Annotated in this window: 18 protein-coding genes and 2 tRNA genes; 13 read left to right on the forward strand and 7 right to left on the reverse strand. The window is 73.8% G+C overall.

The annotated features are described in order from the left end of the window. The first annotated feature begins 3 nt into the window (after nt 1–3). Nucleotides 4–582, forward strand: a complete 579-nt coding sequence (locus AB0E88_RS32165; protein ID WP_361637980.1) for a TetR family transcriptional regulator — start codon at nt 4–6, stop codon at nt 580–582. Between the two features lie 81 nt (nt 583–663). Here the strand turns inward: AB0E88_RS32165 and AB0E88_RS32170 are convergent, their stop codons facing one another. Next, nucleotides 664–5712, reverse strand: coding sequence for a PAS domain-containing protein (locus tag AB0E88_RS32170; protein ID WP_361637982.1), 5049 nt, complete (start codon nt 5710–5712; stop codon nt 664–666). A 388-nt stretch (nt 5713–6100) separates the two neighbouring features. Further along, complete coding sequence (locus AB0E88_RS32175; protein WP_361637984.1) at nt 6101–6598, reverse strand: SSI family serine proteinase inhibitor; 498 nt, start codon at nt 6596–6598, stop codon at nt 6101–6103. Nucleotides 6599–6757: 159 nt separating this feature from the next. Between AB0E88_RS32175 and AB0E88_RS32180 the strand changes: the two genes are divergently transcribed. From AB0E88_RS32180 to AB0E88_RS32190, 3 genes are all read left to right on the forward strand, one after another. Beyond that, nucleotides 6758–6848 (forward strand) — tRNA-Ser (locus tag AB0E88_RS32180). 215 nt (nt 6849–7063) lie between these two features. Further along, nucleotides 7064–7136 (forward strand) — tRNA-Arg (locus AB0E88_RS32185). Between the two features lie 195 nt (nt 7137–7331). After that, nucleotides 7332–7538, forward strand: a complete 207-nt coding sequence (locus tag AB0E88_RS32190; protein ID WP_361637986.1) for a hypothetical protein — start codon at nt 7332–7334, stop codon at nt 7536–7538. 61 nt (nt 7539–7599) lie between these two features. Here AB0E88_RS32190 and AB0E88_RS32195 read toward each other — a convergent pair whose 3' ends face one another. Next, on the reverse strand, nt 7600–8367 hold the full coding sequence (locus AB0E88_RS32195) for a GAF and ANTAR domain-containing protein (protein ID WP_361637988.1): 768 nt from the start codon (nt 8365–8367) through the stop codon (nt 7600–7602). A gap of 221 nt (nt 8368–8588) precedes the next feature. Between AB0E88_RS32195 and AB0E88_RS32200 the strand changes: the two genes are divergently transcribed. The 8 genes from AB0E88_RS32200 to AB0E88_RS32235 all read left to right on the forward strand — a co-directional run bounded on the left by AB0E88_RS32200 (nt 8589) and on the right by AB0E88_RS32235 (nt 18236). Further along, nucleotides 8589–9461 (forward strand): DUF2797 domain-containing protein, encoded by an 873-nt coding sequence (locus AB0E88_RS32200; RefSeq protein WP_361637990.1) that lies wholly within the window; start codon nt 8589–8591, stop codon nt 9459–9461. 87 nt (nt 9462–9548) lie between these two features. Next, on the forward strand, nt 9549–9974 hold the full coding sequence (locus tag AB0E88_RS32205; protein WP_361637991.1) for an antibiotic biosynthesis monooxygenase: 426 nt from the start codon (nt 9549–9551) through the stop codon (nt 9972–9974). A 116-nt stretch (nt 9975–10090) separates the two neighbouring features. Beyond that, on the forward strand, nt 10091–10840 hold the full coding sequence (locus tag AB0E88_RS32210) for a response regulator transcription factor (RefSeq protein WP_361637992.1): 750 nt from the start codon (nt 10091–10093) through the stop codon (nt 10838–10840). Then, nucleotides 10837–12420, forward strand: a complete 1584-nt coding sequence (locus AB0E88_RS32215; protein WP_361637994.1) for a HAMP domain-containing sensor histidine kinase — start codon at nt 10837–10839, stop codon at nt 12418–12420. The genes AB0E88_RS32210 and AB0E88_RS32215 overlap by 4 nt, the downstream gene beginning before the upstream one ends. A gap of 14 nt (nt 12421–12434) precedes the next feature. Then, nucleotides 12435–13703 carry a bifunctional glycosyltransferase family 2/GtrA family protein gene (locus AB0E88_RS32220; RefSeq protein WP_361637996.1) on the forward strand — a complete coding sequence of 423 codons (1269 nt, stop codon included), beginning with the start codon at nt 12435–12437 and terminating at the stop codon, nt 13701–13703. Continuing rightward, nucleotides 13700–15883, forward strand: coding sequence for a glycosyltransferase family 39 protein (locus AB0E88_RS32225; protein WP_361637998.1), 2184 nt, complete (start codon nt 13700–13702; stop codon nt 15881–15883). Before AB0E88_RS32220 ends, AB0E88_RS32225 begins: the two co-directional genes overlap by 4 nt. Nucleotides 15884–15929: 46 nt before the next feature. Beyond that, nucleotides 15930–17435: an MFS transporter gene (locus AB0E88_RS32230; RefSeq protein WP_361638000.1), complete on the forward strand. Its 1506-nt coding sequence runs from the start codon at nt 15930–15932 to the stop codon at nt 17433–17435. A gap of 36 nt (nt 17436–17471) precedes the next feature. Continuing rightward, nucleotides 17472–18236, forward strand: a complete 765-nt coding sequence (locus AB0E88_RS32235; RefSeq protein ID WP_361638002.1) for a TetR/AcrR family transcriptional regulator — start codon at nt 17472–17474, stop codon at nt 18234–18236. 3 nt (nt 18237–18239) lie between these two features. On the opposite strand, the gene AB0E88_RS32240 is transcribed toward AB0E88_RS32235, so the two are convergent. The 4 genes from AB0E88_RS32240 to AB0E88_RS32255 all read right to left on the reverse strand — a co-directional run bounded on the left by AB0E88_RS32240 (nt 18240) and on the right by AB0E88_RS32255 (nt 22742). Next, a complete protein-coding gene (locus AB0E88_RS32240) occupies nt 18240–18713 on the reverse strand; it encodes a PPOX class F420-dependent oxidoreductase (RefSeq protein ID WP_361638003.1) in 474 nt (157 codons plus the stop codon). Between the two features lie 49 nt (nt 18714–18762). Continuing rightward, nucleotides 18763–19584, reverse strand: a complete 822-nt coding sequence (locus AB0E88_RS32245; RefSeq protein WP_361638005.1) for a YceI family protein — start codon at nt 19582–19584, stop codon at nt 18763–18765. 109 nt (nt 19585–19693) lie between these two features. Then, entirely contained in the window at nt 19694–22243 is a 2550-nt protein-coding gene (locus tag AB0E88_RS32250) for an MFS transporter (RefSeq protein WP_361638007.1), read from the reverse strand. 13 nt (nt 22244–22256) lie between these two features. After that, a complete protein-coding gene (locus AB0E88_RS32255) occupies nt 22257–22742 on the reverse strand; it encodes a MarR family transcriptional regulator (RefSeq protein ID WP_361638008.1) in 486 nt (161 codons plus the stop codon). Between the two features lie 194 nt (nt 22743–22936). Between AB0E88_RS32255 and AB0E88_RS32260 the strand changes: the two genes are divergently transcribed. Then, complete coding sequence (locus AB0E88_RS32260; protein ID WP_361638009.1) at nt 22937–23137, forward strand: hypothetical protein; 201 nt, start codon at nt 22937–22939, stop codon at nt 23135–23137. Nucleotides 23138–23477 lie beyond the last annotated feature (340 nt).

The raw sequence follows: 23477 nt of genomic DNA on the forward strand, positions 1-23477 counted from the left end.
CCCATGGCAGCAAGGGACCCGGAGGCCACCAAGGCCCGCATCTTCGAGGCAGCCGTCGCCGAGTTCGCCCGGCACGGCATCGCGGGCGCCCGCATCGACCGCATCGCGAGCGAGGCGAAGGCCAACAAGCAGCTGATCTACGCCTACTTCGGCAACAAGGCGGAGCTGTTCTCGCAGGTCCTCGGCCGCTCCATGGTCGACCTCGCCGCCGCAGTGCCCGTCGACCCGGACGACATCGAGGGCTGGCTGGACCGCCTCATGGACTACCACGCCGCCCACCCGGAACTCCTGCGCCTCCTCTACTGGGAGGGCATCGAGTACGGCACCGCCGAGCTGCCCGACGAGGCCGAGCGCCAGGACCACTACGCCGCCAAGGTCGCCGCGATGCGCGACGGCCAGGAACGCGGCGTGATCAGCGACGCCATCCCGCCCGCCGACCTGCTGTTCCTGCTCATCGCCCTGGCGAACTGGGTCACCGTCGTCCCGCAGATGAGCCGCATCCTCGTCGGCGCCGACGGACCCGACCGGACCCGCCTGCGCGCCTCGGTCAAGGCGGCGGCGCGCAGGCTGATCGCGCCGTAGACCGTCCGGAGACGGGCCCACCGCGCCGTGGACCGTCCGGAGACGGGCTCACCGCGCCGTGGACCGTCCGGAGACGGCAGGTCAGTTGGTGCCGATGCGGGCCAGCAGGTCGACGATCCGCGTCTGCACCTCCGTGCTGGTGGACCGCTCCGCCAGGAACAGCACCGTCTCACCGGACGCCAGACGCGGCAGGTCCGCCTGGTCGACGGCGGCGGTGTAGACGACCAGCGGGGTGCGGTTGAGCTGCCCGTTGGCGCGCAGCCAGTCCACGATCCCGGCCCGCCGGCGGTGCACCTGGAGCAGGTCCATCACCACCAGGTTCGGCCGGAACTGCCCCGCCAGCGCCACCGCGTCCGCGTCGCTCGCGGCCCGCGCGACCTGCATCCCGCGCCGTTCCAGCGTCGCGGTCAGCGCCAGCGCGATCTCCGCGTGCTCCTCGATGAGCATCACCCGCGGCGGATGCTGCTCACTGTCCCGCGGCGCGAGCGCCTTCAGCAGGACGGCCGGGTCGGCGCCGTACGCGGCCTCCCGCGAGGCCTGTCCGAGGCCCGCGGTCACCATCACCGGCACCTGAGCGGCCACGGCGGCCTGCCGCAGCTGCTGCAGCGCGGTCCGGGTGATCGGCCCGGTCAGCGGATCCACGAACAGCGCGGCCGGGAACGCCGCGATCTGCGCGTCGACCTCCTCGCGCGAGTGCACGATCACCGGCCGGTAGCCGCGGTCGCTGAGCGCCTGCTGGGTGCTCATGTCCGGCGCCGGCCACACCAGCAGCCGGCGCGGGTTGTCCAGCGGCTCCGGCGGCAGCTCGTCGTCCATCGGCAGCGGCGGGGGCGCGTCCGCGACCTCCACCGCGCCGCCCGGACCGTCCAGCGGCTCGGGACCCTCGGCGGCGTTCTCGTCCGGCGCCCCTATGGCGTACGACCGTCCCGCGCCCTCGGTGCCCGGCGGCACAAGGCGCGCCTGCCCGGCGAGAGACGGCTGCGGCACCGGGGTGCCGGGGCCCACGGGACCGGCGGGGGCCGGCCGCTGGGCGGGTGCGCCCGGCGGGGTGGGTGTGGCGGGTGCCGGACGCGCGGCCGGCGCGGACGGGTCGGCCGCCGGATGCGGACGGGCCGGCTGCTCGGCGGCGCCGGTGCGGGTGGCGGGGTCGGGCGGCGTGCCGAGCTTGCGGCGCCGGCCGTTGCCGCCCGGCGCGTGCGGCGGAGGGGTGGCCGTGCCGGGACGCATGGGCTGCGCGGCACCCGGGACCTGCGCCTGGGCGGCCTGCCGGGTGAACGGCACGCCCTGTCCCAGCGTGCGCACGCTGATCGCCCGGCCCTGCGTGGAGTTCGGATCCACCTGGCCGGGAGCCTCGGCGGGCAACGGCTGCGCGGCCCGGGAGGCGGGGGTGCCGGCGGGGGGTGTGGGGGCGCCCGTGGCAGGTACGGCGGTGGCGTCCGCCGGGGGCACGGGGGCGCCCGTGGCAGGTACGGCGGTGGCGTCCGCCGGGGGCACGGGGGCGCCCGCGTTCGGCGGCACCGGGGCCGTGCCGGGGGCGGGCACCGGTCCGGTGGCGTGCGGGGGTACGGCGGCGGGCGCGGCCGGGGGTACGGCGGTCCCGGCGCCCGGCGTGGCGTGGGCGCCCGGGGCGGCGTCGGCGGCCGGCCACTGCTGCGGGGCGGGAGTGCCCTGCGGCGGGGTGCTCTGACCGGGGGCGGCCTCGGCGGGGAGCGGCTGGTGGGCTGCGTCCGGCACGGCGAGCGGGTGCGGAAGGCCGTGCGCCGGGACGGGCTGGGCCGGTGCCGCCCCGCCGGTGGCCTGCGCGGGGATCGGCCGGCCCGGGCCGGTCTGACCGCCCGGCCGGCCGGGGTCCGGCTGCTCGGCCGGGCCGGGCACGGGGTGCGGCGGGGCGACGGCGGCCTGCGGCGGGACCGCGGCCTGGGAGACGGCGGCCTGCGGGGCGACGGGCATGCCGGGGGCGCCGTGTGCCGGGGCCGGGTGTCCCGGGGTGCCGGGCACGGGGAGGGGTCCGGCCGGAGCGGCGGCCTGCACCGGAGCGGCCTGCACCGGAGCGGGCTGACCGGGCTGACCGGGCGTGGACTGAGCGGGGATCGGCCGGGCCGGGTTCGGTTGTCCGGGGGTCGGCTGTCCCGGGGGCGCGGGGGCGGGGAGCGGCTGCGCGGCGGCGTCCTGGGTGCCGGGCTGCCCTGCGCTCTGGGGTGGAACGGGGGCGCTCTGGGGCGGAACGGCCGGGGCGCCGGGAGCTGCGGGTCCGGCGGGGACCGGCGCCGCGGGGCCGACCGGGGTCGCCGAGACCGCCGCCTCCGCCGTACCGGCCGGAGCCCCTGGAGCCACCGGAGCGCCGGACGCGACACCGGGACCGGCGGGACCGGCGGGGGGCGCCGCCGTACCGGAGGCGTCGGTGCCTCCACCGGTGCCCGGGGCTCCCGGGGTGTCGGTCGGCTGGGCGGCCGCGCGGCGGCGTCGGCCGGTCGGAGCGGTCGTCGGGTGCGGCTGCGGCGGCGTGTGGTCACCGGAGCCGTCCTGCGGCGCTCCGTCGTGGCGCCCATGGGCGACGAGGACGTCCGCGGGCACACCGGGCCCCGGAACCGGAACCGGAACGGCCTGCGCGGCACCGGGCTGGACACCGGCGCCCGGCGCGTCGGGACCGGCGAGCGGCACGGCGGCACTGCCCGCCGGGGCCACCGGATGGCCGGCCGGGGGGACGGGAGCCTCGGCCGGGGCGAGGGGGCTGTCCACCGCCGCAGCGGGACCGCCCGCGGGTCCCTCCGCGGGAGCGTCCGGCGCGGCGTCGGCCGGGCGGTCGGCGTCGGCGGGCGGAAGCGCGAAGACGGTGCGTGGCGCGGCCTCCTGCGCCGCGGCGCGTTCCTGGGCGGCCGCGAGCGCACGGCGGCGCCGCCCGGTCGGCTGCGGCGCGTCCCCAGCGTCCCCCGGGCCCCCGGCGTCGCCCGCCTCCCCCGCGTCTGCGGTGGCCGCGGGCAGCGCGGGCGGCAGGGCGTTCCGCTCACCCTCGACGGCACGCCGGGCACGCCGTCCGGACGGCGCGGGCACACCCTGCGGGGGCACGGTCCCGCCCAGCCCGGTGCCGACGGCCGCGGTCCCGGCGGCATGCTCGTCGGCGGTCATCACAGCGCCCTCGGCCGGCGCCCCCGCCGCGTCCGGGGCCGAGGCGGCGCGGCGTCGCCGCCCCGTGCCGCCGCCGGCCGGCTCCAGGGCCGCGCCCGCGTCCGGTGCCGGCTCCTCCTGGGGCGGTGCGGCCGCACGCCGGCGCCGCCGCCCGGTGCCGCCCGAGCCCTCGGCGGCGGAGCCGGACGGCTCCTCGGCGCCCTCGAGTTCCAGGAACGCGTCGGTCGACGAACGCCGGGCCCGCCGCCGCCCGCCCCCGGCAGTCTGGCCGTCGGCGGGGAACTCCTGCGAGACCGGGGCGCCGGGCTCGGCCATCCCGGCCGGGTCGGCCGTGACGGCTCCGGCGCCGCCGCCGAGCGGTACCTCGAGGACGTACGCGCTGCCGCTCATGCCCGGCACCTCGTGCGTCTGCAGCACGCCGCCGTGGGCGCGCACGATCCCGCGCACGATCGGCTCGTGCACCGGATCGCCCCCGGCGTACGGCCCGCGTACCTCGATCCGCGCGACCTCGCCGCGCTGCGCCGCCGCGACGACGACGGTGTTGTCCATGTAACCGCCCGCCGAGACGGGCGCGTTGCCGGTGGCGTCGACCCCGGCGACGTCCGCGACGAGATGCGCGAGGGCCGTCGCGAGCAGCCGCGGGTCGACCTCGGCCTCGATGGGCGGGGCGTGCACGGCGAACTGCACCCGGCCCGGACCGATCAGCTCCACCGCCCCGTCCACCCCGGAGGCGACGACGGCGTCGAGCATGACCTTGGTCCGCGTGATCTGCTGCCCCGCGGCGTCGAGCCGCTGGTAGCCGAGGACGTTGTCGATGAGGGTGGTGATCCGCGCGTAGCCGGCGCTGAGATGGTGGAGCACCTGGTTGGCCTCGGGCCACAGTTGCCCGGCGTCGTCCGCGGCGAGCGCCGACAGCTCGCGGCGCAGCTCTTCCAGCGGTCCGCGCAGCGAGGTGCCCAGGAGGGTCACCAGCTGGTCGTAGCGCGCGTGCAGCGCCTCGTAACGATCCTTCTCGCGCTCCCCGAGGGACGCGTAGCGCTCCTCGCCGGCCGCCAGTTCCTCGGCGTGCTTCTCGCGCAGCTCCTCCAGCTCCGTGACATGGCTCTGGCGCAGCGCGGTCAGGTCGGAGGCGTGCTCCTCCGAGAGCCGCTCCAGTTCCTCGGCGTGCGCCTTCTCCAGCGCCGCCTTCGCCTCCACCAGGGCCTCGTAGGGCCGCCGGTCGGTGAAGGTCATGACGGCGCCGACGAGCTGGTCGCCGTCGCGCACCGGCGCGGTGGTCAGGTCGACCGAGACCTGCTCCCCGCCCTTGGACCACAGCACCTGCCCGCGCACCCGGTGCTTGCGCCCCGAGCGCAGGGTGTCGGCGAGCGGCGACTCGTCGTACGGGAAGGGGGTGCCGTCGGCGCGCGAGTGCAGGACGAGGTCGTGCAGTTCCTTGCCGCCGAGGTCGCTGGCCCGGTACCCGAGGATCTGCGCGGCGGCCGGGTTGACGAGCACGATCCGCCCGTCGGTGTCCGTGCCGACGACGCCCTCCGCGGCGGCCCGCAGGATCATCTCCGTCTGCCGCTGCGAGCGCGCCAGTTCCGCCTCGGTGTCGATGGTCCCGGACAGATCGCGTACGACGAGCATCAGCAGCTCGTCGCCGGTGTAGCCGTAACCGTCGTAGGCCTGCTGGCCGTTCTCCAGATTCGCGCTGGTGACCTCGACCGGGAACTCGGTGCCGTCGGTGCGCCGGGCCATCATCCGGGTCGGCTTGGTCCGGGCCCGCGGGTCGATGTGGTCGGGCCGGCGCATCGAGCCGGGGATCAGCTTGGAGTCGAAGCCGGGCAGCAGGTCGAGCAGCCCGCGTCCGACGAGGGCGGTGCCCGGGGTCTCGAACGCCTCCAGCGCGATGGTGTTGGCGTTGACGACGGTGCCGTTGGCGTTGACCAGGACCAACGCGTCGGGCAGCGCGTCCAGTATGGCTGCGAGGCGAGCAGCGCCTCGGGATGGCCTGCTGCTCACGAGACGCTTCCTCCCTGTTACCGCACCTTGCCGACCGCTCGGGCCATCTTGCCAACCACCCCGCGGCGTGTCACGCCGGGGAGTCTACGGGGAGCCGTTGCGTCTGCGACGCGGGATGAGACGGTTGCCCGGCCGCCCCGGGGGCGGCCACCCCGCGGCCGGCCGCCGGGCCCGGCCACACCCGTGTGCCGGTGCCCTGCCGGGCCAGTGACGCCCACCTGCCGGTCCGGTGCCGGTTCTGTGTGCGTCGCGTGTGAGCCCGGGTGACTCCCGCGGGACCGCGGCGCGAGTCCTTCCTCGGTGCTGCTTCCCGCGCCGCCTTCAGCGCCGCTTCCGGTAGTGCTCCGGTGCCGCTTCCGTGCCGCTTCCGTGCCGCTTCCCTGCCGCGTCAGTCCCGCAGGTCGGGCAGCAGGGGTACGAACCGGTCCCACCGCCCGATCTCGCACCCGTCACCGCGGTCGAACCGGGCGTCGACCGGGCGCCCGGCCCAGGTGCCGGTCACATGGGCCGTGGCCGGGCCGCCGTACTGCATGGTGCACATCGTGCCCTCGGGCACGGGCGCGAAGGTCTCCTGGCCCCACCGGGTGTTGCGGTCCAGCGCCTGGCAGGCCCCGGCCGCGTCCGGATGGGTGCCGCCGTCCGGGTGGCAGAACACCTCGTACGTCCCGTCCCGCCCCTGGCCCGCGCCCTGGACGGTGACGACGAGGTGATCACCGCTGGCGGGCCGGTCCTCGTCCCGTACCGGGGGAGGCATCAGCGAGTCGCTGCCGGTCCGGCCGTACGCGAGCGAGGGCGCCGCGGACAGCGAGCCGGCCGCGACGGTGACGGCGGTGAGGACGAGGAGGCGGCGCAGTACGCGGGGTACCGACTGGGTGACGTGTGACATGACCTGTCTAACGCGTCCCGCGACGGGACGTTGCGCCGCGCGGCAAGGGCTTTGCCCTCCGGCCCGACTGCCTAGTACCGTGGGAGCCGATTGGTGGCACGACGCTCGACTGTGTCATCATCTGCACGCACCACTCGCGCTCGCGCGGGCGGCTGTGCTGGAGGCGTCGCCTAGTCCGGTCTATGGCGCCGCACTGCTAATGCGGTTTGGGCCTTAAAGCCCATCGAGGGTTCAAATCCCTCCGCCTCCGCGCTCGATCACCGAAGCCCCGGTCCCCAAGGACCGGGGCTTCGTCGTTCCCGGGCGCAGCGCTCCTGCCCAGCCGAACCTGCGTATTGGGCGTTTCCGCAGGTCAGGCAGGGTCTGCCTAACGGATTTCACATGTCGGCGGCAGTCATGTAATGTTCTTCCTGTCGCCGCGAGCGGGCCGAAAGGAACGGGAGCGGGGGCAAAACAAAAGAACAAGCACTCGTAGCTTAACGGATAGAGCATCTGACTACGGATCAGAAGGTTGCAGGTTCGAATCCTGCCGAGTGCACACAGACCGAAGGCCCCGGATCACTCCGGGGCCTTCGGCGTTCCCGGACCGGGCTTCCCGGAGCACCCTGGCCGAGGTCACGAGTGCTCCCAGCAGTGGTGACGAGCGCTGGGCAGAGGTGACGAGCGCCCCGCTGATTGCAGGGCACATGACAAACTCGGCGCCGTCACCGCCTCCGTCTGCGTCTTCCGTGACGTGGAGCGCGGCAGAACGCTGATCCTGCCGCCCTGCGGTGTCTCCCAGGAACGGCTCGCGCTCTGGGGGCCGTCCGTCGAAGTCGCCGTTCCGAGGGAAGACGACCCGACCCGATGGCAGGCGCGCACCCTCGCGGAGGTGAACCCCTACTACTGGGGTCTGCAGTTCGCCGGGGGCCACTGGCCTTCCCCCGCCCAGCATTCCTGACGAGCGCTCCGCCGCCGCGGCTCCGGTCGCCTGCCCGTGAGGTACGGGCGTGAGGTACGGGTCAGTCGCGGCGGATGTCCAGGGTGCGGGCGATGACCGCCCGGGCGATCTCGGTCGTGGTGCGGTCCTGGGCGAACGCCCGGGCGCGCAGCAGGAGGGCCGCCTCCTCGGCGCCGACGCCGAGCTGCACCATGAGCATCCCGGTGGCCTGGTGGACCTCCTCGTGGTCGGACTCCGCGCCGTCCAGCCAGGTCCCGGCACCGTCGGCACCGGCGGAACGGTGGCCGAGCGCGACGACGGCCACGGTCACCGCGTCGGCGACCATCAGCGCCGTGCCCACCTGATCCTCACTGGGCGCGCCCGGCGAACGCCGGTAGAGGTCCAGGGTGCCGAGTGCGGCGCCGGTGACCGTCAGCGGCAGGGAGAAGACGGCGCGCACGCCCGCCTCGGCGGCCTGGTCGCAGAACAGGGGCCACCGGCGGGTGTCCGGGACACCCGCCAGGTCGGTCGCGAAGACGGGGGCGCGCAGCCGGACGGCCTCCGCGCAGGGGCCCTCGCCCAGGGTGTACTGGATCTCCGCCACCCGGGTGGCCACGGCGTCGCTCGCGCACAGGACGACGCCGGTGTCCGCGTCCCGCCCGAGGACGGACACCGACACACCCGACACCCACGGCAGCAGCTCCGTGCAGGTCCGGCACAGCGCGTCCGGCACCTCGGCGGGCGGCAGGCCCCGGACGCCGGCGACGAGTGCCCGGGCGACACGGCCACGGGACGCGGTCCGCTGTTCGCGATCGTCGTCCTCGTCCGCGCCGTCACCGGTCACCGCCACCGCCCTCACCTCCCCGCGGCCCTGTCCACCACCGGTCCCACCGATCGACCGGTTCCACCGATCGCGCCGCACGGACCGGACGCCTGCGGTGGCGGCGACCGGCACGGGGAAGCGGGCGGCGGTTCACGCCGTCCGGGTCTCCTGCGGCCGAGTGCGGGAAACCTGCGGGGCCCGGGCGACGGCGGTGGCGTTGTCAGTGGCTGCCTCTACGCTCGGCGGTGATGGCACAGGTGTGGCGATGCACGGGGATGCGGTGGGCGGACCGCGGCCCCGAGCTGGTGTGGGACGGGGACCGGCGCTCCGCGCTGACCTGGGACAAGACGGTGGCCTTCGGTGTGGAGGACGGGGGTGGGCGGACCTGCGTGGGGGCGCGGGGGCATCCGTGTCCGGGGCGGACGCGGGTTCCGGCGCGCAGTACGGGCGCGCGGTGCGAGGAGTGCGCGCGACTGGAGCGGGCGCACTCCGTGGCGGCGGACACCCTGGCCGGCGACCCGCGGCCGTATCACGTGTATCTGGCCTGGTTCGGCCCCGGCCTGGTCAAGGTCGGGATCACCGCGGTCGAGCGCGGGGCCGCCCGGCTGCTGGAGCAGGGGGCCGTCTGTTTCAGCTGGCTGGGGGCGGGGCCGCTGATGGCGGCGCGGCGGACGGAGGAACTGCTGCGCTCCGCGCTCGGTGTCCCCGACCGGATCGCCTACGCCGAGAAGCGGGCCGTGCGGGCGTGGCTGCCGCGCGCCGAGGAGGAGCGGGCCGCCGAGGTCGTGGCCCTGCACGCGCGGGCGGTGGCGCTCGGCGGGTGGCCGGAGTCGCTGGCGCGCGAGCCGTGCCGGGTCACCGATCACGCGGAGGCGTTCGGGCTGGGCCGGCTGTCGGCGCCCCTCGGGGAGGTGCGCGGGCTGGTCGCGGGAGGCGTGGTGCGCGGGGAGCTGGTCGGGGCGGCCGGACCGGACCTGCATCTGCGCACGCCGCGCGGCGACGTCGTCCTCGACACGCGGCTGCTGCCGGGGTGGGGGCTGGTTCCGGCGCCGGGACGCGAACTGTCGGTGCCGGTCGTGGCGTTGCGGGGGGAGACGCCCGCGCAGGACGGGCTGTTCTGACCGGGCTGTTCGACCGTGGCGCAAGGTCTGTTCGACCGTTGGGTAAAAGGTCTGGTGGACGCCGTCGGGAGCGATCACGCTGAGCGCATGAGTGATCCTCAGACTGTCTCCCGACCTCTTCCCGAGTCTCCCGCCCGGTCCGTCCCGCAGCCCGGTCCCGGTCCCGTCCCCGGTCCCGTCCCCGTGCCCGCCCACGAACCGCCCTACTACGCCGTCGTCTTCACCTCGGTCCGCACGGCGGACGAGGAGGGGTACGCCGAGACCTCCGAGCGGATGGAGGAACTCGTCGGCAAGGTGCCCGGCTATCTCGGGATGGACCACGCCCGCAGCGTCGGCGGGCTGTCGATCACCGTCGGCTACTTCCGGGACGGCGCCGCCCTGGAGGCCTGGCGCGGCGACCTCGAACACCAGCGGGCCCAGCGGCGCGGGCGTGCGCAGTGGTACGACCGGTACAGCCTGCACGTCGCCAAGGTGGAGCGCAGCCACAGCTACGAACGCCCCGCCGGCGACTGACCACCCACCCTCGGCCCACCTGCCGGTGTCCTTCCTGTCAGCCCCCTGTGCGTTTCTCAGGAAAATCACAGACGGGCGAAAGCCTCCTCTCAGAGGCCCCGGACAGGGTGGTCACCATGACCACGACCTCGCCCCAGGGGCGCACCGAACTGCTGAGGCCGGACGGGAGCCCCGTCCGGGTGCTTGTGGTGGACGACGAGCTGTCGATCACCGAGCTGCTGTCGATGGCACTGCGCTACGAGGGCTGGCAGATCCGCAGCGCGGGGGACGGGCACGGCGCTCTCCGGACCGCGCGGGAGTTCCGGCCCGACGCCGTCGTGCTCGACATGATGCTGCCCGACATGGACGGGCTGTCCGTGCTCGGGCGGCTGCGCCGCGACCTGCCGGACGTGCCCGTCCTGTTCCTGACCGCGAAGGACGCCGTCGAGGACCGGATCGCCGGCCTCACGGCGGGCGGCGACGACTACGTCACCAAGCCGTTCAGCCTGGAGGAGGTCGTGGCGCGGCTGCGCGGGCTGATCCGGCGTTCCGGCGCCGCCGACCGGCGCGCGGACTCGGTACTCGTCGTCGGCGACCTCATGCTCGACGAGGACAGTCACGAGGTGTCCCGGGGCGGCGACCACATCCACCTCACCGCCACCGAGTTCGAGCTGCTGCGCTTCCTGATGCGCAACCCGCGGCGCGTCCTCAGCAAGGCGCAGATCCTCGACCGGGTCTGGTCCTACGACTTCGGCGGCCAGGCCAACGTGGTCGAGCTGTACATCTCCTACCTGCGGCGCAAGATCGACGCCGGACGTGAGCCGATGATCCACACCCGGCGCGGCGCCGGGTACCTGATCAAGCCCGCCGTGCCCGCCGCGTCATGAGCGGACGGCGACGGCCGCGGACACGGTGGCGGGCGCGACAGCCACGCACACTGCGGACGCGGCTCGTCGTCGCGTCGGTGGTGCTGATCGCCGTGGTGTGCGCGGTGATCGGCACGGTGACGACGCTGGCGCTGCGCGGGCATCTCTACGAGCAGCTGGACCAGCAGCTCCACGAGGCCGCCGCCCGCGCCGGGGGCGGTTTCGCGCCACCGGGTGCGGACAAGGGCGGTGCGACACAGGACGGGCGCCGGCCGGTCAGCCCGACCGACCCGGCCGAGTTCGTCACGCACGGCCCGCAGCCCGCGGGCACGGTCGCGGCCAAACTGGTGAACGGCACCCTCACGGACGCGCAGCGCGGGGTGAAGTCCGAGAACGACTTCCAGATGAGGGCGGAGTCGCTGACCGCCGCCCAGACCGCCGCGCTCGCGAAGGTCCCCAGGGACCACGCGATCCACTCGGTGGAGCTGCCGGGGCTCGGCGACTACCAGGTGACGTACGCCCACGGCCCGAACGGCGCCTTCTACGTCGCCGTTCCCACCAGCCAGACCGACTCCACCGTCACCACCCTGATCCTCGTCGAGGTCAGCGTCACCGCCGCCGGACTGGTCGCCGCCGGGATCGCCGGTTCCGTGCTCGTCGGCGTCGCCACCCGCCCGCTGCGCAAGGTCGCCGCCACCGCCACCCGCGTCTCCGAACTCCCCCTGCACTCCGGCGAGGTGAACCTCTCCGAACGCGTCCCGGAGTCCGAGTGCGACCCGCACACGGAGGTCGGCCGCGTCGGCGCCGCCCTCAACCGCATGCTCGACCATGTGCACGGCGCCCTGCACGCCCGCCAGCGAAGCGAGACACGGGTACGGCAGTTCGTCGCCGACGCCAGCCACGAGCTGCGCACCCCGCTCGCCTCCATCCGCGGCTACGCCGAGCTGACCCGGCGCGGCCGCGAACAGGTCGGCCCCGACACCCGGCACGCGCTCGGCCGTATCGAGTCCGAGGCCGGTCGGATGACCCTGCTCGTCGAGGACCTGCTGCTGCTCGCCCGTCTGGACGCCGGCCGGCCCCTGCGGTTCGAGCAGACCGATCTCGTGCCGCTCGTCGTCGACACCGTCAGCGACGCCCGGGCCGCCGGACGCGACCACGTGTGGCGCCTCGAGCTGCCCGACGAACCCGCCGCCGTCTCCGCCGACCCGGCCCGGCTCCAGCAGGTGCTGGTCAACCTGCTCGGCAACGCCCGCACCCACACCCCGCCCGGTACGACGGTCACCGCGCGCGTGCGGCCCGCCGGACCCTGGCTGTGCGTGGACGTCGAGGACGACGGGCCGGGCATCCCGCGCGACCTGCTGCCGCACGTCTTCGAACGGTTCGCGCGCGGCGACTCGGCCCGCTCGCGGGCCACCGGCTCCACCGGGCTCGGACTCGCCATCGTGCGGGCCGTCGCGGCCGCGCACGGCGGTGCCGTGACCGTGGACAGCGTGCCCGGCCGGACCGTGTTCACCGTGCGCCTGCCCGCGCTCACCGCGCACCCGGCGCAGGACTCACAGGCCCGGCACAGCGCCACCACACGGGTGCAACAGGGCGCCTGACCACAGTCGTTCGCATGCGAACCGACTCTTCTCCCGGCACCCTGCCGGCGCGGGAGCACCTCCCGGCCGCCCCAGCCGGAACGCCTGTCCTGGACGTGGTGATCCCCGTCCACAACGAGGAGAAAGACCTCCGGCCGTGCGTCGAGCGACTGCACGAGCACCTCACGCGGACCTTCCCCTACGCGTTCCGCATCACCATCGCGGACAACGCGTCGACCGACACCACCCCGCAGGTGGCGGCGCGGCTGGCGGAGACCCTCGCGCCGGTGCGGGCCGTCCGGCTGGAGCTGAAGGGCCGCGGGCGGGCCCTGCGGACCGTCTGGTCCGCCTCGGACGCCCCCGTCCTCGCCTACATGGACGTCGACCTGTCCACCGACCTCAACGCCCTGCTGCCGCTGGTGGCACCGCTCATCTCCGGCCACTCCGACCTCGCGATCGGCTCCCGGCTGAGCCGGAGTTCGCGGGTCGTGCGGGGCGCCAAGCGGGAGTTCATCTCCCGCACCTACAACCTCATCCTGCGCGGCTCGCTCCAGGCCCGCTTCTCCGACGCCCAGTGCGGCTTCAAAGCGATCCGGAGGGACGTCGCCCAGGTGCTGCTGCCGCTCGTCGAGGACAGCGGCTGGTTCTTCGACACCGAGATGCTGGTCCTCGCCGAACGCGCCGGCCTGCGGATCCACGAGGTGCCGGTCGACTGGGTCGACGACCCCGACTCGACCGTGCACATCGTCAGGACCGCGACCGACGACCTCAAGGGGGTGTGGCGGGTGGGCAGGGCGCTCGCCACCGGGACCCTGCCGCTGGACCGGCTCACCCGGCCCTTCGGCGACGACCCGCGCGACCGTGACATCGAGGACGTCCCCACCGGACTCGCCCGCCAGCTCGTCGGCTTCCTCGTGGTCGGCGGCCTGTCGACCGTCTTCTACCTCCTGCTCTACAGCGGCTTCCGGGCCGTCACCGGCCCCCAGCTCGCCAACGCGCTCGCCCTGCTGGTCTCGGCGATCGCCAACACCGCCGCCAACCGCCGGCTCACCTTCGGGGTGCGCGGGCGTGGCGGGGCCGTACGCCACCAGGCGCAGGGACTCGTCGTGTTCGGCATCGGGCTGGCCCTGACCAGCGGCTCCCTGGCCGCGCTCGGTGCGGCCACCGCGCGGCCCGCGCACTCCACCGAGCTGGCCGTGCTGATCGCCGCCAATCTCGCGGCGACCGTGCTGCGCTTCCTGCTCTTCCGCGCGTGGGTGTTCCCCGACCACGAGCCCACGCCCGACCCGAAGGACCGCCGATGACCACCCACCGCACCGACGACGTGGCCGCCTGGGGTCCGCCCCCGACCGCTCCCCCCGGTCCCGTGCGGGCTCCGTCACCGCCCCCGGCGGCCGTGGCATCCGCGCCGGCCGCAGCGTGCGCGGACCGGCCGCGGGACCCCCGCTGGGCACGCCCCGCCTTCCTCGGCCTGCTGCTGGCCACCGCCCTGCTCTACCTGTACGACCTGAGCGCCTCCGGCTGGGCCAACTCCTTCTACTCGGCGGCGGTCCAGGCCGGCAGCAAGAGCTGGAAGGCGTTCTTCTTCGGCTCCCTCGACGCCGCGAACGCCATCACCGTCGACAAGCCCCCGGCCTCACTGTGGCCGATGGAGCTGTCGGTGCGGCTCTTCGGTCTGAACTCCTGGGCGATCCTCGTCCCCGAGGTACTGATGGGCGTGGCCACGGTCGCCGTCGTGTACGCGGCGGTACGGCGCCGGTCCGGCCCGGTGGCGGGCCTGATCGCGGGTGCGGTGCTCGCGCTGACGCCGGTCGCGGCGCTGATGTTCCGCTTCAACAACCCGGACGCGATGCTGGCGCTGCTCATGGCGACCGCCTGCTACCTCATCGTCCGGGCGCTCGAGGACGGCCGGACCACGTGGCTGGTGTGGGCCGGTGTCGCGATCGGCCTCGCCTTCCTGGCCAAGACCCTCCAGGCGTTCCTGATCCTGCCACCGCTGGCGCTGGTGTACGCGGTCTGCGCGCCGGTGCGGCTCCGCAAACGGTTCGCCCAACTCGCTGCCGCGACCCTGGCGTTGGTCGTCTCCGGCGGCTGGTGGGTCGCGATCGTGGAGCTGTGGCCGGCGTCCTCGCGCCCGTACATCGGCGGCTCGCAGAACAACAGCTTCCTGGAGCTGACCTTCGGCTACAACGGCCTCGGCCGCATCAGCGGCGACGAGACCGGCAGCGTCGGCGGAGGCGGCGGTCCCGGCGGCACCGGCGGCGGCATGTGGGGTGCGACCGGCTGGAACCGGATGTTCAACTCCGAGGTCGGCGGCCAGATCTCCTGGCTGCTGCCGACGGCCTTGATCCTGCTGGTGGCGGCGCTGTGGGCCACGCGCAGGGCCGGCCGTACGTCGGTGACGCGCGGCGCGTTCCTGGTGTGGGGCGGCTCGCTGCTGATCACGGCGGCCGTCTTCAGCTACATGGCCGGCATCTTCCACCAGTACTACACGGTGGCGCTCGCCCCCTACCTCGCGGCCGTGACCGGCATGGGCGCCGCCCTGCTGTGGGAGCGGCGCAAGGAGACCTGGGCCGCGCTCGCGCTGGCCGCGTCCGCGGTGGCGGCCGCGGTCTGGGGGTACGTGCTGCTCCAGCGCACGCCGGACCATCTGCCCTGGCTGAAGTGGCTGGTACTGGTCGGCGGCCTGACCGGGGCGCTCGGCCTGATCTTCGCGGGCCGTGTGCCACGGCGGCTCGCGCTCGCCGCCGCGGCCGTGAGCGCGTTGGCGGCGCTGGCGGGTCCGACGGCGTACACGCTGAGCACCGTCGCCTCCGCGCACACCGGCTCCATCCCGACGGCGGGCCCGGCGGGCGCGAGCATGATGGGCGGCCGGGGCGGACCCGGCGGCGGCACGCGAGGCGGTTTCCCCGGCGGCGCGCTGCCGGGCCGGCAGGGTCAGCAGGGTGGGCAGGGCGGGCAGGGCCAGGGCAACGGCTTCCCGGGCGGCGGCATGCCGGGCCAGAACCAGAGCCAGAACCAGAACCAAGGCGGGAATCAGAGCCAGGGCCAGAACCAGATGCCGGGCGCGCCGAACGGCGAGGGCTTCCCCGGCGGCCGTGCGGGAGGCGGCGCCGGCGGGCTGCTCAACGGCGCGAACGTCTCCGCCGAGGCCGAGAAGCTGCTGGAGACGGACGCCTCGAAGTACACCTGGGTCGCCGCGTCCATCGGCTCGCAGAACGCGGCAAGTTACCAGCTGTCCACCGGAGACCCGGTGATGGCGATCGGCGGCTTCAACGGCACCGACCCGTCGCCGACGCTCGACCAGTTCAAGAAGTACGTCGAGGAAGGGAGGATCCACTACTTCATCGCCGGGGGCATGGGCGGCATGGGCGGCGGCAACGGCACGTCGTCCCAGATCACCTCCTGGGTGGAGAGCACCTTCAAGAAGGTGACGGCCGGCTCGGCCACCTTCTACGACCTGACCCGGAAGGCCGACGGCTGAGAAAACGCGTTGTACACCGTATAGTGATGGCTATACGGTGTACAACATGTCCGCCGTTCCCCCTTCCCCGGCCGCCACGGCCCACCCGCAGCGCTGGCTGATCCTCGGCGTCATCTGCCTCGCCCAGCTCACGGTGCTGCTCGACAACACCGTCCTCAACGTCGCGATCCCCTCGCTCACCCGGGAGCTGGACGCGTCGACCTCCGACGTCCAGTGGATGATCAACGCGTACTCGCTGGTGCAGTCCGGCCTGCTGCTCACCGCGGGCAACGCCGCCGACCGCTACGGGCGCAAGAAGATGCTGGTCGCCGGCCTCGTCCTGTTCGGTGCCGGTTCACTGACCGCCGGACTCGCCGACAGCACCCGGCAGTTGATCGCCGCCCGGGCCGGCATGGGCGTCGGTGGCGCGCTGCTCATGACGACGACGCTGGCCGTGGTGATGCAGATCTTCACCTCCGAGCAGCAGCCGAAGGCCATCGGCATCTGGGCCGCGGTCAACTCCCTCGGCTTCGCCGCCGGACCGGTCATCGGCGGATTCCTGCTCAACCACTACTGGTGGGGCGCCGTCTTCCTGGTCAATCTGCCGGTCGCGGTGCTCGCTCTGGTCGCGGTCGTCGCGCTCGTGCCCGAGTCCAGGAGTCCCCACGGCGACCGCCCGGACCTGCTCGGCGCGCTGCTGTCCACGATCGGCATGGCCGCGCTGGTGTACGCGATCATCTCCGGCCCCGTGCACGGCTGGACCTCCTCCCGGGTGGGGGCGAGCGCGGCCGTCGCCGTGGCCGTCCTCGCGCTGTTCGCCTGGTGGGAGAGCCGCATCCCGTACCCCATGCTGGACCTGGGCTTCTTCCGCGACCGCCGGTTCACCGGCGCGGTCGCCGGGGCGGTGCTGGTGGTGTTCGGCATGGGCGGTGCGCTGTTCCTGTTCACCCAGCACCTCCAGTTCGTCCTCGGCTACGGCCCCCTGGAGGCCGGCCTGCGGACCGCGCCGCTGGCGCTGACCGTCGTGGCCCTGAACTTCACCGGGGTCGCCGCGCGCTGGACGGCCCGGATCGGCGGACCCGGGGCGGTCCTGCTGGGCATGGTGCTGATGTCCGCGGGACTGGTGTCCATCGCCGCGCTCGCCGCGCACGGCTACGCCGGGACACTGCTCGGGCTGCTGCTCATCGGCGCGGGCACGGCGATCGCCAGCCCGGCGATGGCCCACGCCATCATGAGCTCGATCCCGCCCGCGAAGGCCGGTGTCGGCGCCGCCGTCAACGGCACGCTGGCGGAGTTCGGCAACGGCCTCGGGGTGGCCGTGCTGGGCGCCGTACTGAACGCGCGGTTCGCGGCGCTGATCCCGGTGGCCGCCTCCTCCCTGCCGGCCGCGCTGGCCGCGGCGCACGGCGCGGGCGAACGGCAGCGCATCGTGGACGCCTTCTCCTCCGGCCTGCAGAGCAGCCAACTGGTCGGCGCCGGCGCGGTCCTGCTCGGTGGATTTCTCGCCGCCGCGTTGCTGCACCGCGCCCAGCGGGAAGAGGCGAGGGCAGACGCCGATGTGGTCGCGGCCTAGCATCTTGACCGGTGACGGAATCGAGGAAGGTGCGCCATGGCGAAGGCAGGCCAGGAGGCCAAGGGGGCCGCGCGGACCAGCGTCTGGCTGGACGGCAAGGCGCGCCGCGGGCGGGGCACGGGCCAGCCGTCGGGACTCGACCGGGACCGGATCACCGAGGTCAGCGTGCGGCTGCTGGACGCCGAGGGGCTGGCGAAGTTCTCCATGCGCCGGCTGGCCGCCGAGCTGAACGTCACCGCGATGTCCGTCTACTGGTACGTCGACACCAAGGACGACCTGCTGGAACTCGCCCTCGACGCGGTGTACGGCGAGATGGAGCTGCCCGACCCCGCGGCCGGCGCCGACTGGCGCGAGCACTTGCGCGAACTGGCCGAGCAGTACCGCGCGGTACTGGTGCGCCACGCCTGGGTGTCGCCGCTGATCGGCCGGTACCTCAACATCGGTCCGAACAACCTGGCCTTCTCCCGGGTGGTGCAGCAGGTCGTGCGCCGCACCGGCCTGCCGGTCCACCGGCTCACCAGCACCATCTCGGCCGTCTTCCAGTTCGTGTACGGCTACGGCACGCTCGAGGGCCACTTCAACACGCGCAGCGCGGCCCTCGGCATGTCCCGCGACGAGTACTTCCGGCAGTCGGTGGCGGAGGTGAGCGAGTCCGCGGCCTACGCCGAGGTCCTCCAGGAGTCCAAGGAGATCATGGAGGCCCGCGGCGGCGACACGGTCGAGGAGATGATGGAGCGGGACTTCACCTACGCGCTCGACCTGCTGATCGCGGGCATCGAGACGCTGGTGGAACGCGGCTGAGGCTCAGCCCTCCTGCTCCGCCAGCCGGGCCGGGAAGCCGCCCGTGGCGATCGGCCCCCACCGCTGAGGCGTGATCCGGATGATCGACTTGCCCTGCTTGACCATGGCCTGCCGGTACTCGTCCCAGTCCGGGTGCTCCCCGGCGATGGTGCGGTAGTACTCCACGAGCGGCTCCACGGAGTCGGGCGCGTCGATCACCTCGGCGGTGCCGTCGATCTGCACCCACGGCCCGTTCCACTCGTCGCTCAGCACGACGACGGCGACCCGCGGATCGCGCTTGGCGTTACGGGTCTTGGCCCGCTCCGGGTACGTGGAGACCACGATCCGCCCGGAGTCGTCGACCCCGCAGGTCAGCGGGGAGGCCTGGGGGCTTCCGTCACCGCGCCGGGTCAGCAGCAGGGCGCGGTGACGGGGACGTACGAAATCCAGCAGCTCGTCCAAGGACACACGGGTGTTGGTCGCGATGTTCGGTGCCATGGCGCCAGCGTAGGCCGCCGGCGCCCGCATCTGCCTGACCCTGGCGTGCCTACGCCTGCGGCAGGGTGTCGCCCTGGACCGCCTGGATGTCCAGCTCGACCTTCAGGGTGGTGCCGATGGCGGCGATGCCCGCCTGGAGGACCTGGTTGTAGTTCATCGCGAAGTCCTCGCGGTGCAGCTCGGTCGTGGCGCGGAACGCGGCGCGGGTGCCGCCCCAGGGGTCGGCGCCGGAGCCGAGGTAGGCGAGGTCCAGGTCGACCGGGCGCAGCACGCCGTGCATGCCGAGCTCGCCGTGGACGGTCCAGCGGTCCGGCCCGGCGGCCGTCAGGCCCGTCGACCGGAAGGTGATCTCCGGGTACGTGCCGACGTCCAGGAAGTCCGGCGAGCGCAGGTGGTCGTCGCGCATCTTGTTGCCGGTGTCGATGGACGCGGCCTGGATGACGGCCTCGACGCGCGACCCGGTGACGTCGTCCGGGGCGATCTCGACGCGCCCGGCGAAGTCCGTGAAGCGGCCGCGCACGCTGGAGATGCCCAGGTGCTGCGCGACGGCGCCCACGGACGAGTGCACCGGGTCGATCGTCCACGGCCCGGGCGGGGGCAGCTCGGTGCCGCCCTGCCGGGCCAGTGTCACCGTGCCGACCTCGGCGCGCCCGCTCGCGGTGACGATCGCGCTGGAGGCGGTCGGCGCGTAGCCGACGGCGGTGACGATGACGGTGTACGCCCCGGGAGCCAGGGCCGCCTCGTCGCGTACGGCGCCCTCGGCGTCGGCCTCGGCACGCAGCACCTGCGTGCCGGTCATGTCGGTCACCGTGACGACCGCGTGCGACACGGCCCATCCGTCCCGGGTGCGGATCCTCGCGGTCAGTCCCATCCCGTTTCTTCTCCCTGCGAAGCTGTGCAAATCGGTCGTAAGAGTCCGGCCCGCGGCGGGGGCGCACCTCCGCTCGAAGTGCGCGCGCCCGCCGCGGGCCGGGGTCGGACTACTCGCCGGGGTGGGCGAGTTCGATGTCGTGGCCGTCCACGCCGCCGCCGTTCACGGTCAGGGCGGTGGCCACCGGCGGGTAGCCCGTCGCGATGACGGTGTACTCGCCGTTGTCCAGGTCGGTGAAGGCGTACGCCCCGTCCGACCCGGTGGTCGCGGTGGAGACGACGTTGCCGGCGGCGTCGACCAGGGTCACCCGGGCGTCGGCCAGCGGGCCGTGCGGCGCCCGGACGACGCCCTGGACCTCGGCACCGGTCTCCAGGTCGACCTCGACGCGGGTCACGCCCGTGCCGCCGACCTCGACGGGCAGCGCGCGCGGCCGGTAGCCGGCGGCGTTGACCGCGATGGTGACCGTGCCCGGGACCAGCTCCGCGAAGGAGAACTCGCCCTGCTCGCCGGTGGTGGCGCTGGCCAGCAGATCACCGCGCACATCGGTGACGATGACCATCGCGTCCTTGACGAGCAGCGCCGACTCGGCGGCCCGCACCACACCGGTCAGACCGCTGGTGCCGCTGAGCAGGATGTCGTAGGAGACGGGCTCCTCGCCCACCACGACGGTGGACGCCTGCGGCTGGAAGCCGTCGGCGGAGGCGATCAGGACGTACGACCCGGCACCCGGCGCGTGGACGGCGTAGGAGCCGTCGGCCTGCGCCACCGAGCGGCCGAGCTGCCGGCCGGCCAGCGAGATCAGCGTGACGGCGGCCTGCGGCACGGGCGCGCTCTCGGCGCCCCGCACGAACCCGCGGACCGGGACGCCACCGGCGGGCTCGTCCCGCTCGATGGTGGCGACGGCGGCGAGCCTCTGCGTGCCGGCCGTGCCGTCCGTGGCGGCCTCGGTGTCCGAGGCGGCCGACGCCCAGTTCGGGGTCTTCTCCTGCGCGGGCTGGACCGGCGTGACGGCGCCCTCGGCGACGACGGGGGCGGCGGCCGGGGCCGCGGCCTCGGTGTTCGCCTCGGCGGCCTGGGCCAGGGCACCGGTGGTACGCAGCGGGACCTCCTTGATGAACAGGGTCACGAGGAAGGCGAGGAAGGCGATCGGCGCGACGTACAGGAAGATGTCGCCGATGCCGTGCCCGTAGGCGCTCTCGAGCCAGTTGCGGATCGGGGCGGGCAGCGCGTCCATGTCGGGCAGCGTGCTGCCGCCGGCGGCCTTGGCCGCGGCCAGCTGCTCCTTCGGGCTGAGCTGCCCGATGGTGTCCTTGGCGTAGTGGCTGATCCGGGTGGTCATCACCGAGCCCAGCACGGAGACGCCGACCGCACCGCCGAGGGAGCGGAAGAAGGTGACCGTGGAGGACGCGGAGCCGAGGTCGCTCGGGGCGACCTGGTTCTGGGTGGACAGCACCAGGTTCTGCATCATCATGCCGACGCCGAGACCCATCAGCGCCATGAAGATCGCCAGGTGCCAGTACGGGGTGTCGTAGCGCATCGTGCCCAGCAGGCCCAGGCCCGCCGTCAGCAGCACACCGCCGGTCACCAGCCAGGCCTTCCACTTGCCGGTGCGGGTGATGACCTGACCGGAGACCGTGGACGACACGAACAGGCCGCCGATCATCGGGATCGTCATGACGCCGGACATCGTCGGCGACTTGTCCCGGGCCAGCTGGAAGTACTGGCTGAAGAAGACGGTGCCCGCGAACATCGCGATACCGACGAACAGCGAGGCGATCGAGGCCAGCGTGATGGTGCGGTTCTTGAACAGGCGCAGCGGGATGATCGGCTCGCTGGCCTTGGTCTCGGTGAAGACGAACAGCAGCGTCAGCAGCACCGCGCCACCGACCATGACACCGGTCTGCCACGACAGCCAGTCGTACTTGTCGTCGGCGAAGGTGACCCAGATCAGCAGCAGGCAGACGGCCGCGGTGATGAAGAAGGCGCCGGCCCAGTCGACCTTGACCTTGCGCTTGGTCTCCGGCAGGTGCAGCGTCTTCTGCAGCACGAGGAGCGCGATCAGCGCGAACGGCACACCGACGTACAGGCACCAGCGCCAGCCGAGCCAGTCGGTGTCGGTGATGACACCACCGATGAGCGGACCGCCGACGGTGGCGACGGCGAAGGTCGCGCCGAGGTAGCCGGAGTACCGGCCACGCTCACGCGGGGAGATCATCGCGGCCATGATGATCTGCGCCAGGGCGGACAGACCACCGGCGCCGATGCCCTGCACGGCACGCGCGGTGATGAGCATGCCGGGGTTCTGCGCCAGACCGGCGACGACCGAGCCCGCGATGTAGACCACGAGCGCTATCTGGACCAGCGCCTTCTTGCTGACCAGGTCGGCGAGCTTGCCCCACAGGGGAGTGGTGGCCGTCATCGCCAGCAGCGAGGCGGTGACGACCCAGGTGTACGCGCTCTGACCGCCGCCGAGGTCGGTGATGATCTCGGGCAGCGCGTTGGAGACGATGGTGGAGGACAGGATGGCGGCGAACATGCCGAGCAGCAGCCCGGAGAGCGCCTCCATGATCTGCCGGTGCGTCATCGGAGCGTGGTCGCCGGAGGCGCCTCCCCCGTGCTTGGCATGAGCCCGCACACCGGCTGGTGTGGTCGTTGCCATGGGCTTCCTTTACTTACGTGCTTGCGGGTGTACGGGTGGTCGTCTCGAGCACGGGTGGCCTGAGGGGCGCTCGGCAGTCGTCGAAACTGGCCCGCAGCCTCTGCATCAGCCGGGTGAGCTGCGCGACCTCCTCGTCGCTCCAGTCACCGAGCCGCTCGGCCAGCAGCCGGGTGGTGGCCTGCGAGAGATCGTCGAGCTTGAGGTTCCCCGCCGCGGTGAGCCGCACGATGCGCGACCGCTTGTCCGCCGGGTCGGGGGAGCGCTCGATCCAGCCCCGCTCGGCCACGTGCGCCACATGCCGGCTGGTGACCGACATGTCCACGGCGAGCAGCTCCGCGAGCTTGCTCATGCGCATGTCGCCGTACCGGCCGAGCAGCGTCAGTACGGCGGCCGAGCCGCTGGGGCAGTCGGAGGGCAGGATCCGTCCGAGCTCCCTTTTGACGGCGCCGAAGGCGCTGAACTGACGGATCAGCTCCTCGTACTGCGCCTTTGCGGCCATCACGCCTCCCGTGTTCGTTGCTTAGGGCAACCATAGGCTTGGTTGGTTGCCACAGGCAAATAAAACGGGAGCGCTCCGCATAAAAACTTGGCAAAGACAAGTATTACGAAAGTAAACGTGCAGGTGAGGATGGACGCGGGGGTGGTCGGCCCCGCACTTGGGCCGCACCGGCAGATTCGCTAGTGTCTCGGCCCATGGCTAACACCCAGGGCCCCCAGGGCAATTACGACCCCGCCGGCAGCACCCAGATGTTCCGCGCGTTCGTCGACGAGGCCCCCCAGGGCCGCCGACAGGAGACCGCCCCCGCGTCCTCCGGCCCCCGCCTCGGCCTGATCATCGGCATCATCGCAGCGGTGGCGATCGTGGCGGCGGTGGCTTGGCTGGCGCTGAAGTAACCACCCCGGCGCGGGGTGCGTTGTCAGGTGCGGGCGCGTTGTGGCTGGTCGCGCAGTTCCCCGCGCCCCTAGGGGGTTGCGGTCACCGCCCGCCCAGGACGGACCACCCTGCCCGCGCCCGAAGGGCCGACGGCCCGCACCGGAACCGCAGGGGCGACCGCCCCGCACCCACAGGAGCCGACGGCCCGCACCGACCCGGGAAGGGGCGACGGCCCGCAGCCGCCGACGGCGGGAAGGGGACGGGGTGGGGGGTGTCCGCCCGCAGCGGCCGGCACCGGCGGAGGGCGCCCTCGTCGGGAACGGGCGGTGATCGTGCTCATCTCTAGAAGTACCCCTCGCG

Origin of the sequence: Streptomyces sp. NPDC028635 (assembly GCF_040637635.1) — a bacterium.
GTDB lineage: Bacteria > Actinomycetota > Actinomycetes > Streptomycetales > Streptomycetaceae > Streptomyces.

Excerpts from the sequence above, each read along its gene's own strand:
- AB0E88_RS32165 (WP_361637980.1), top strand. The coding sequence starts at position 4 with ATGGCAGCAAGGGACCCGGAGGCCACCAAGGCCCGCATCTTCGAGGCA.
- AB0E88_RS32175 (WP_361637984.1), bottom strand. The coding sequence starts at position 6,598 with ATGTCACACGTCACCCAGTCGGTACCCCGCGTACTGCGCCGCCTCCTC.
- AB0E88_RS32200 (WP_361637990.1), top strand. The coding sequence starts at position 8,589 with ATGGCACAGGTGTGGCGATGCACGGGGATGCGGTGGGCGGACCGCGGC.
- AB0E88_RS32205 (WP_361637991.1), top strand. The coding sequence starts at position 9,549 with ATGAGTGATCCTCAGACTGTCTCCCGACCTCTTCCCGAGTCTCCCGCC.
- AB0E88_RS32210 (WP_361637992.1), top strand. The coding sequence starts at position 10,091 with ATGACCACGACCTCGCCCCAGGGGCGCACCGAACTGCTGAGGCCGGAC.
- AB0E88_RS32215 (WP_361637994.1), top strand. The coding sequence starts at position 10,837 with ATGAGCGGACGGCGACGGCCGCGGACACGGTGGCGGGCGCGACAGCCA.
- AB0E88_RS32220 (WP_361637996.1), top strand. The coding sequence starts at position 12,435 with ATGCGAACCGACTCTTCTCCCGGCACCCTGCCGGCGCGGGAGCACCTC.
- AB0E88_RS32225 (WP_361637998.1), top strand. The coding sequence starts at position 13,700 with ATGACCACCCACCGCACCGACGACGTGGCCGCCTGGGGTCCGCCCCCG.
- AB0E88_RS32230 (WP_361638000.1), top strand. The coding sequence starts at position 15,930 with ATGTCCGCCGTTCCCCCTTCCCCGGCCGCCACGGCCCACCCGCAGCGC.
- AB0E88_RS32235 (WP_361638002.1), top strand. The coding sequence starts at position 17,472 with ATGGCGAAGGCAGGCCAGGAGGCCAAGGGGGCCGCGCGGACCAGCGTC.
- AB0E88_RS32240 (WP_361638003.1), bottom strand. The coding sequence starts at position 18,713 with ATGGCACCGAACATCGCGACCAACACCCGTGTGTCCTTGGACGAGCTG.
- AB0E88_RS32245 (WP_361638005.1), bottom strand. The coding sequence starts at position 19,584 with ATGGGACTGACCGCGAGGATCCGCACCCGGGACGGATGGGCCGTGTCG.
- AB0E88_RS32250 (WP_361638007.1), bottom strand. The coding sequence starts at position 22,243 with ATGGCAACGACCACACCAGCCGGTGTGCGGGCTCATGCCAAGCACGGG.
- AB0E88_RS32255 (WP_361638008.1), bottom strand. The coding sequence starts at position 22,742 with ATGGCCGCAAAGGCGCAGTACGAGGAGCTGATCCGTCAGTTCAGCGCC.
- AB0E88_RS32260 (WP_361638009.1), top strand. The coding sequence starts at position 22,937 with ATGGCTAACACCCAGGGCCCCCAGGGCAATTACGACCCCGCCGGCAGC.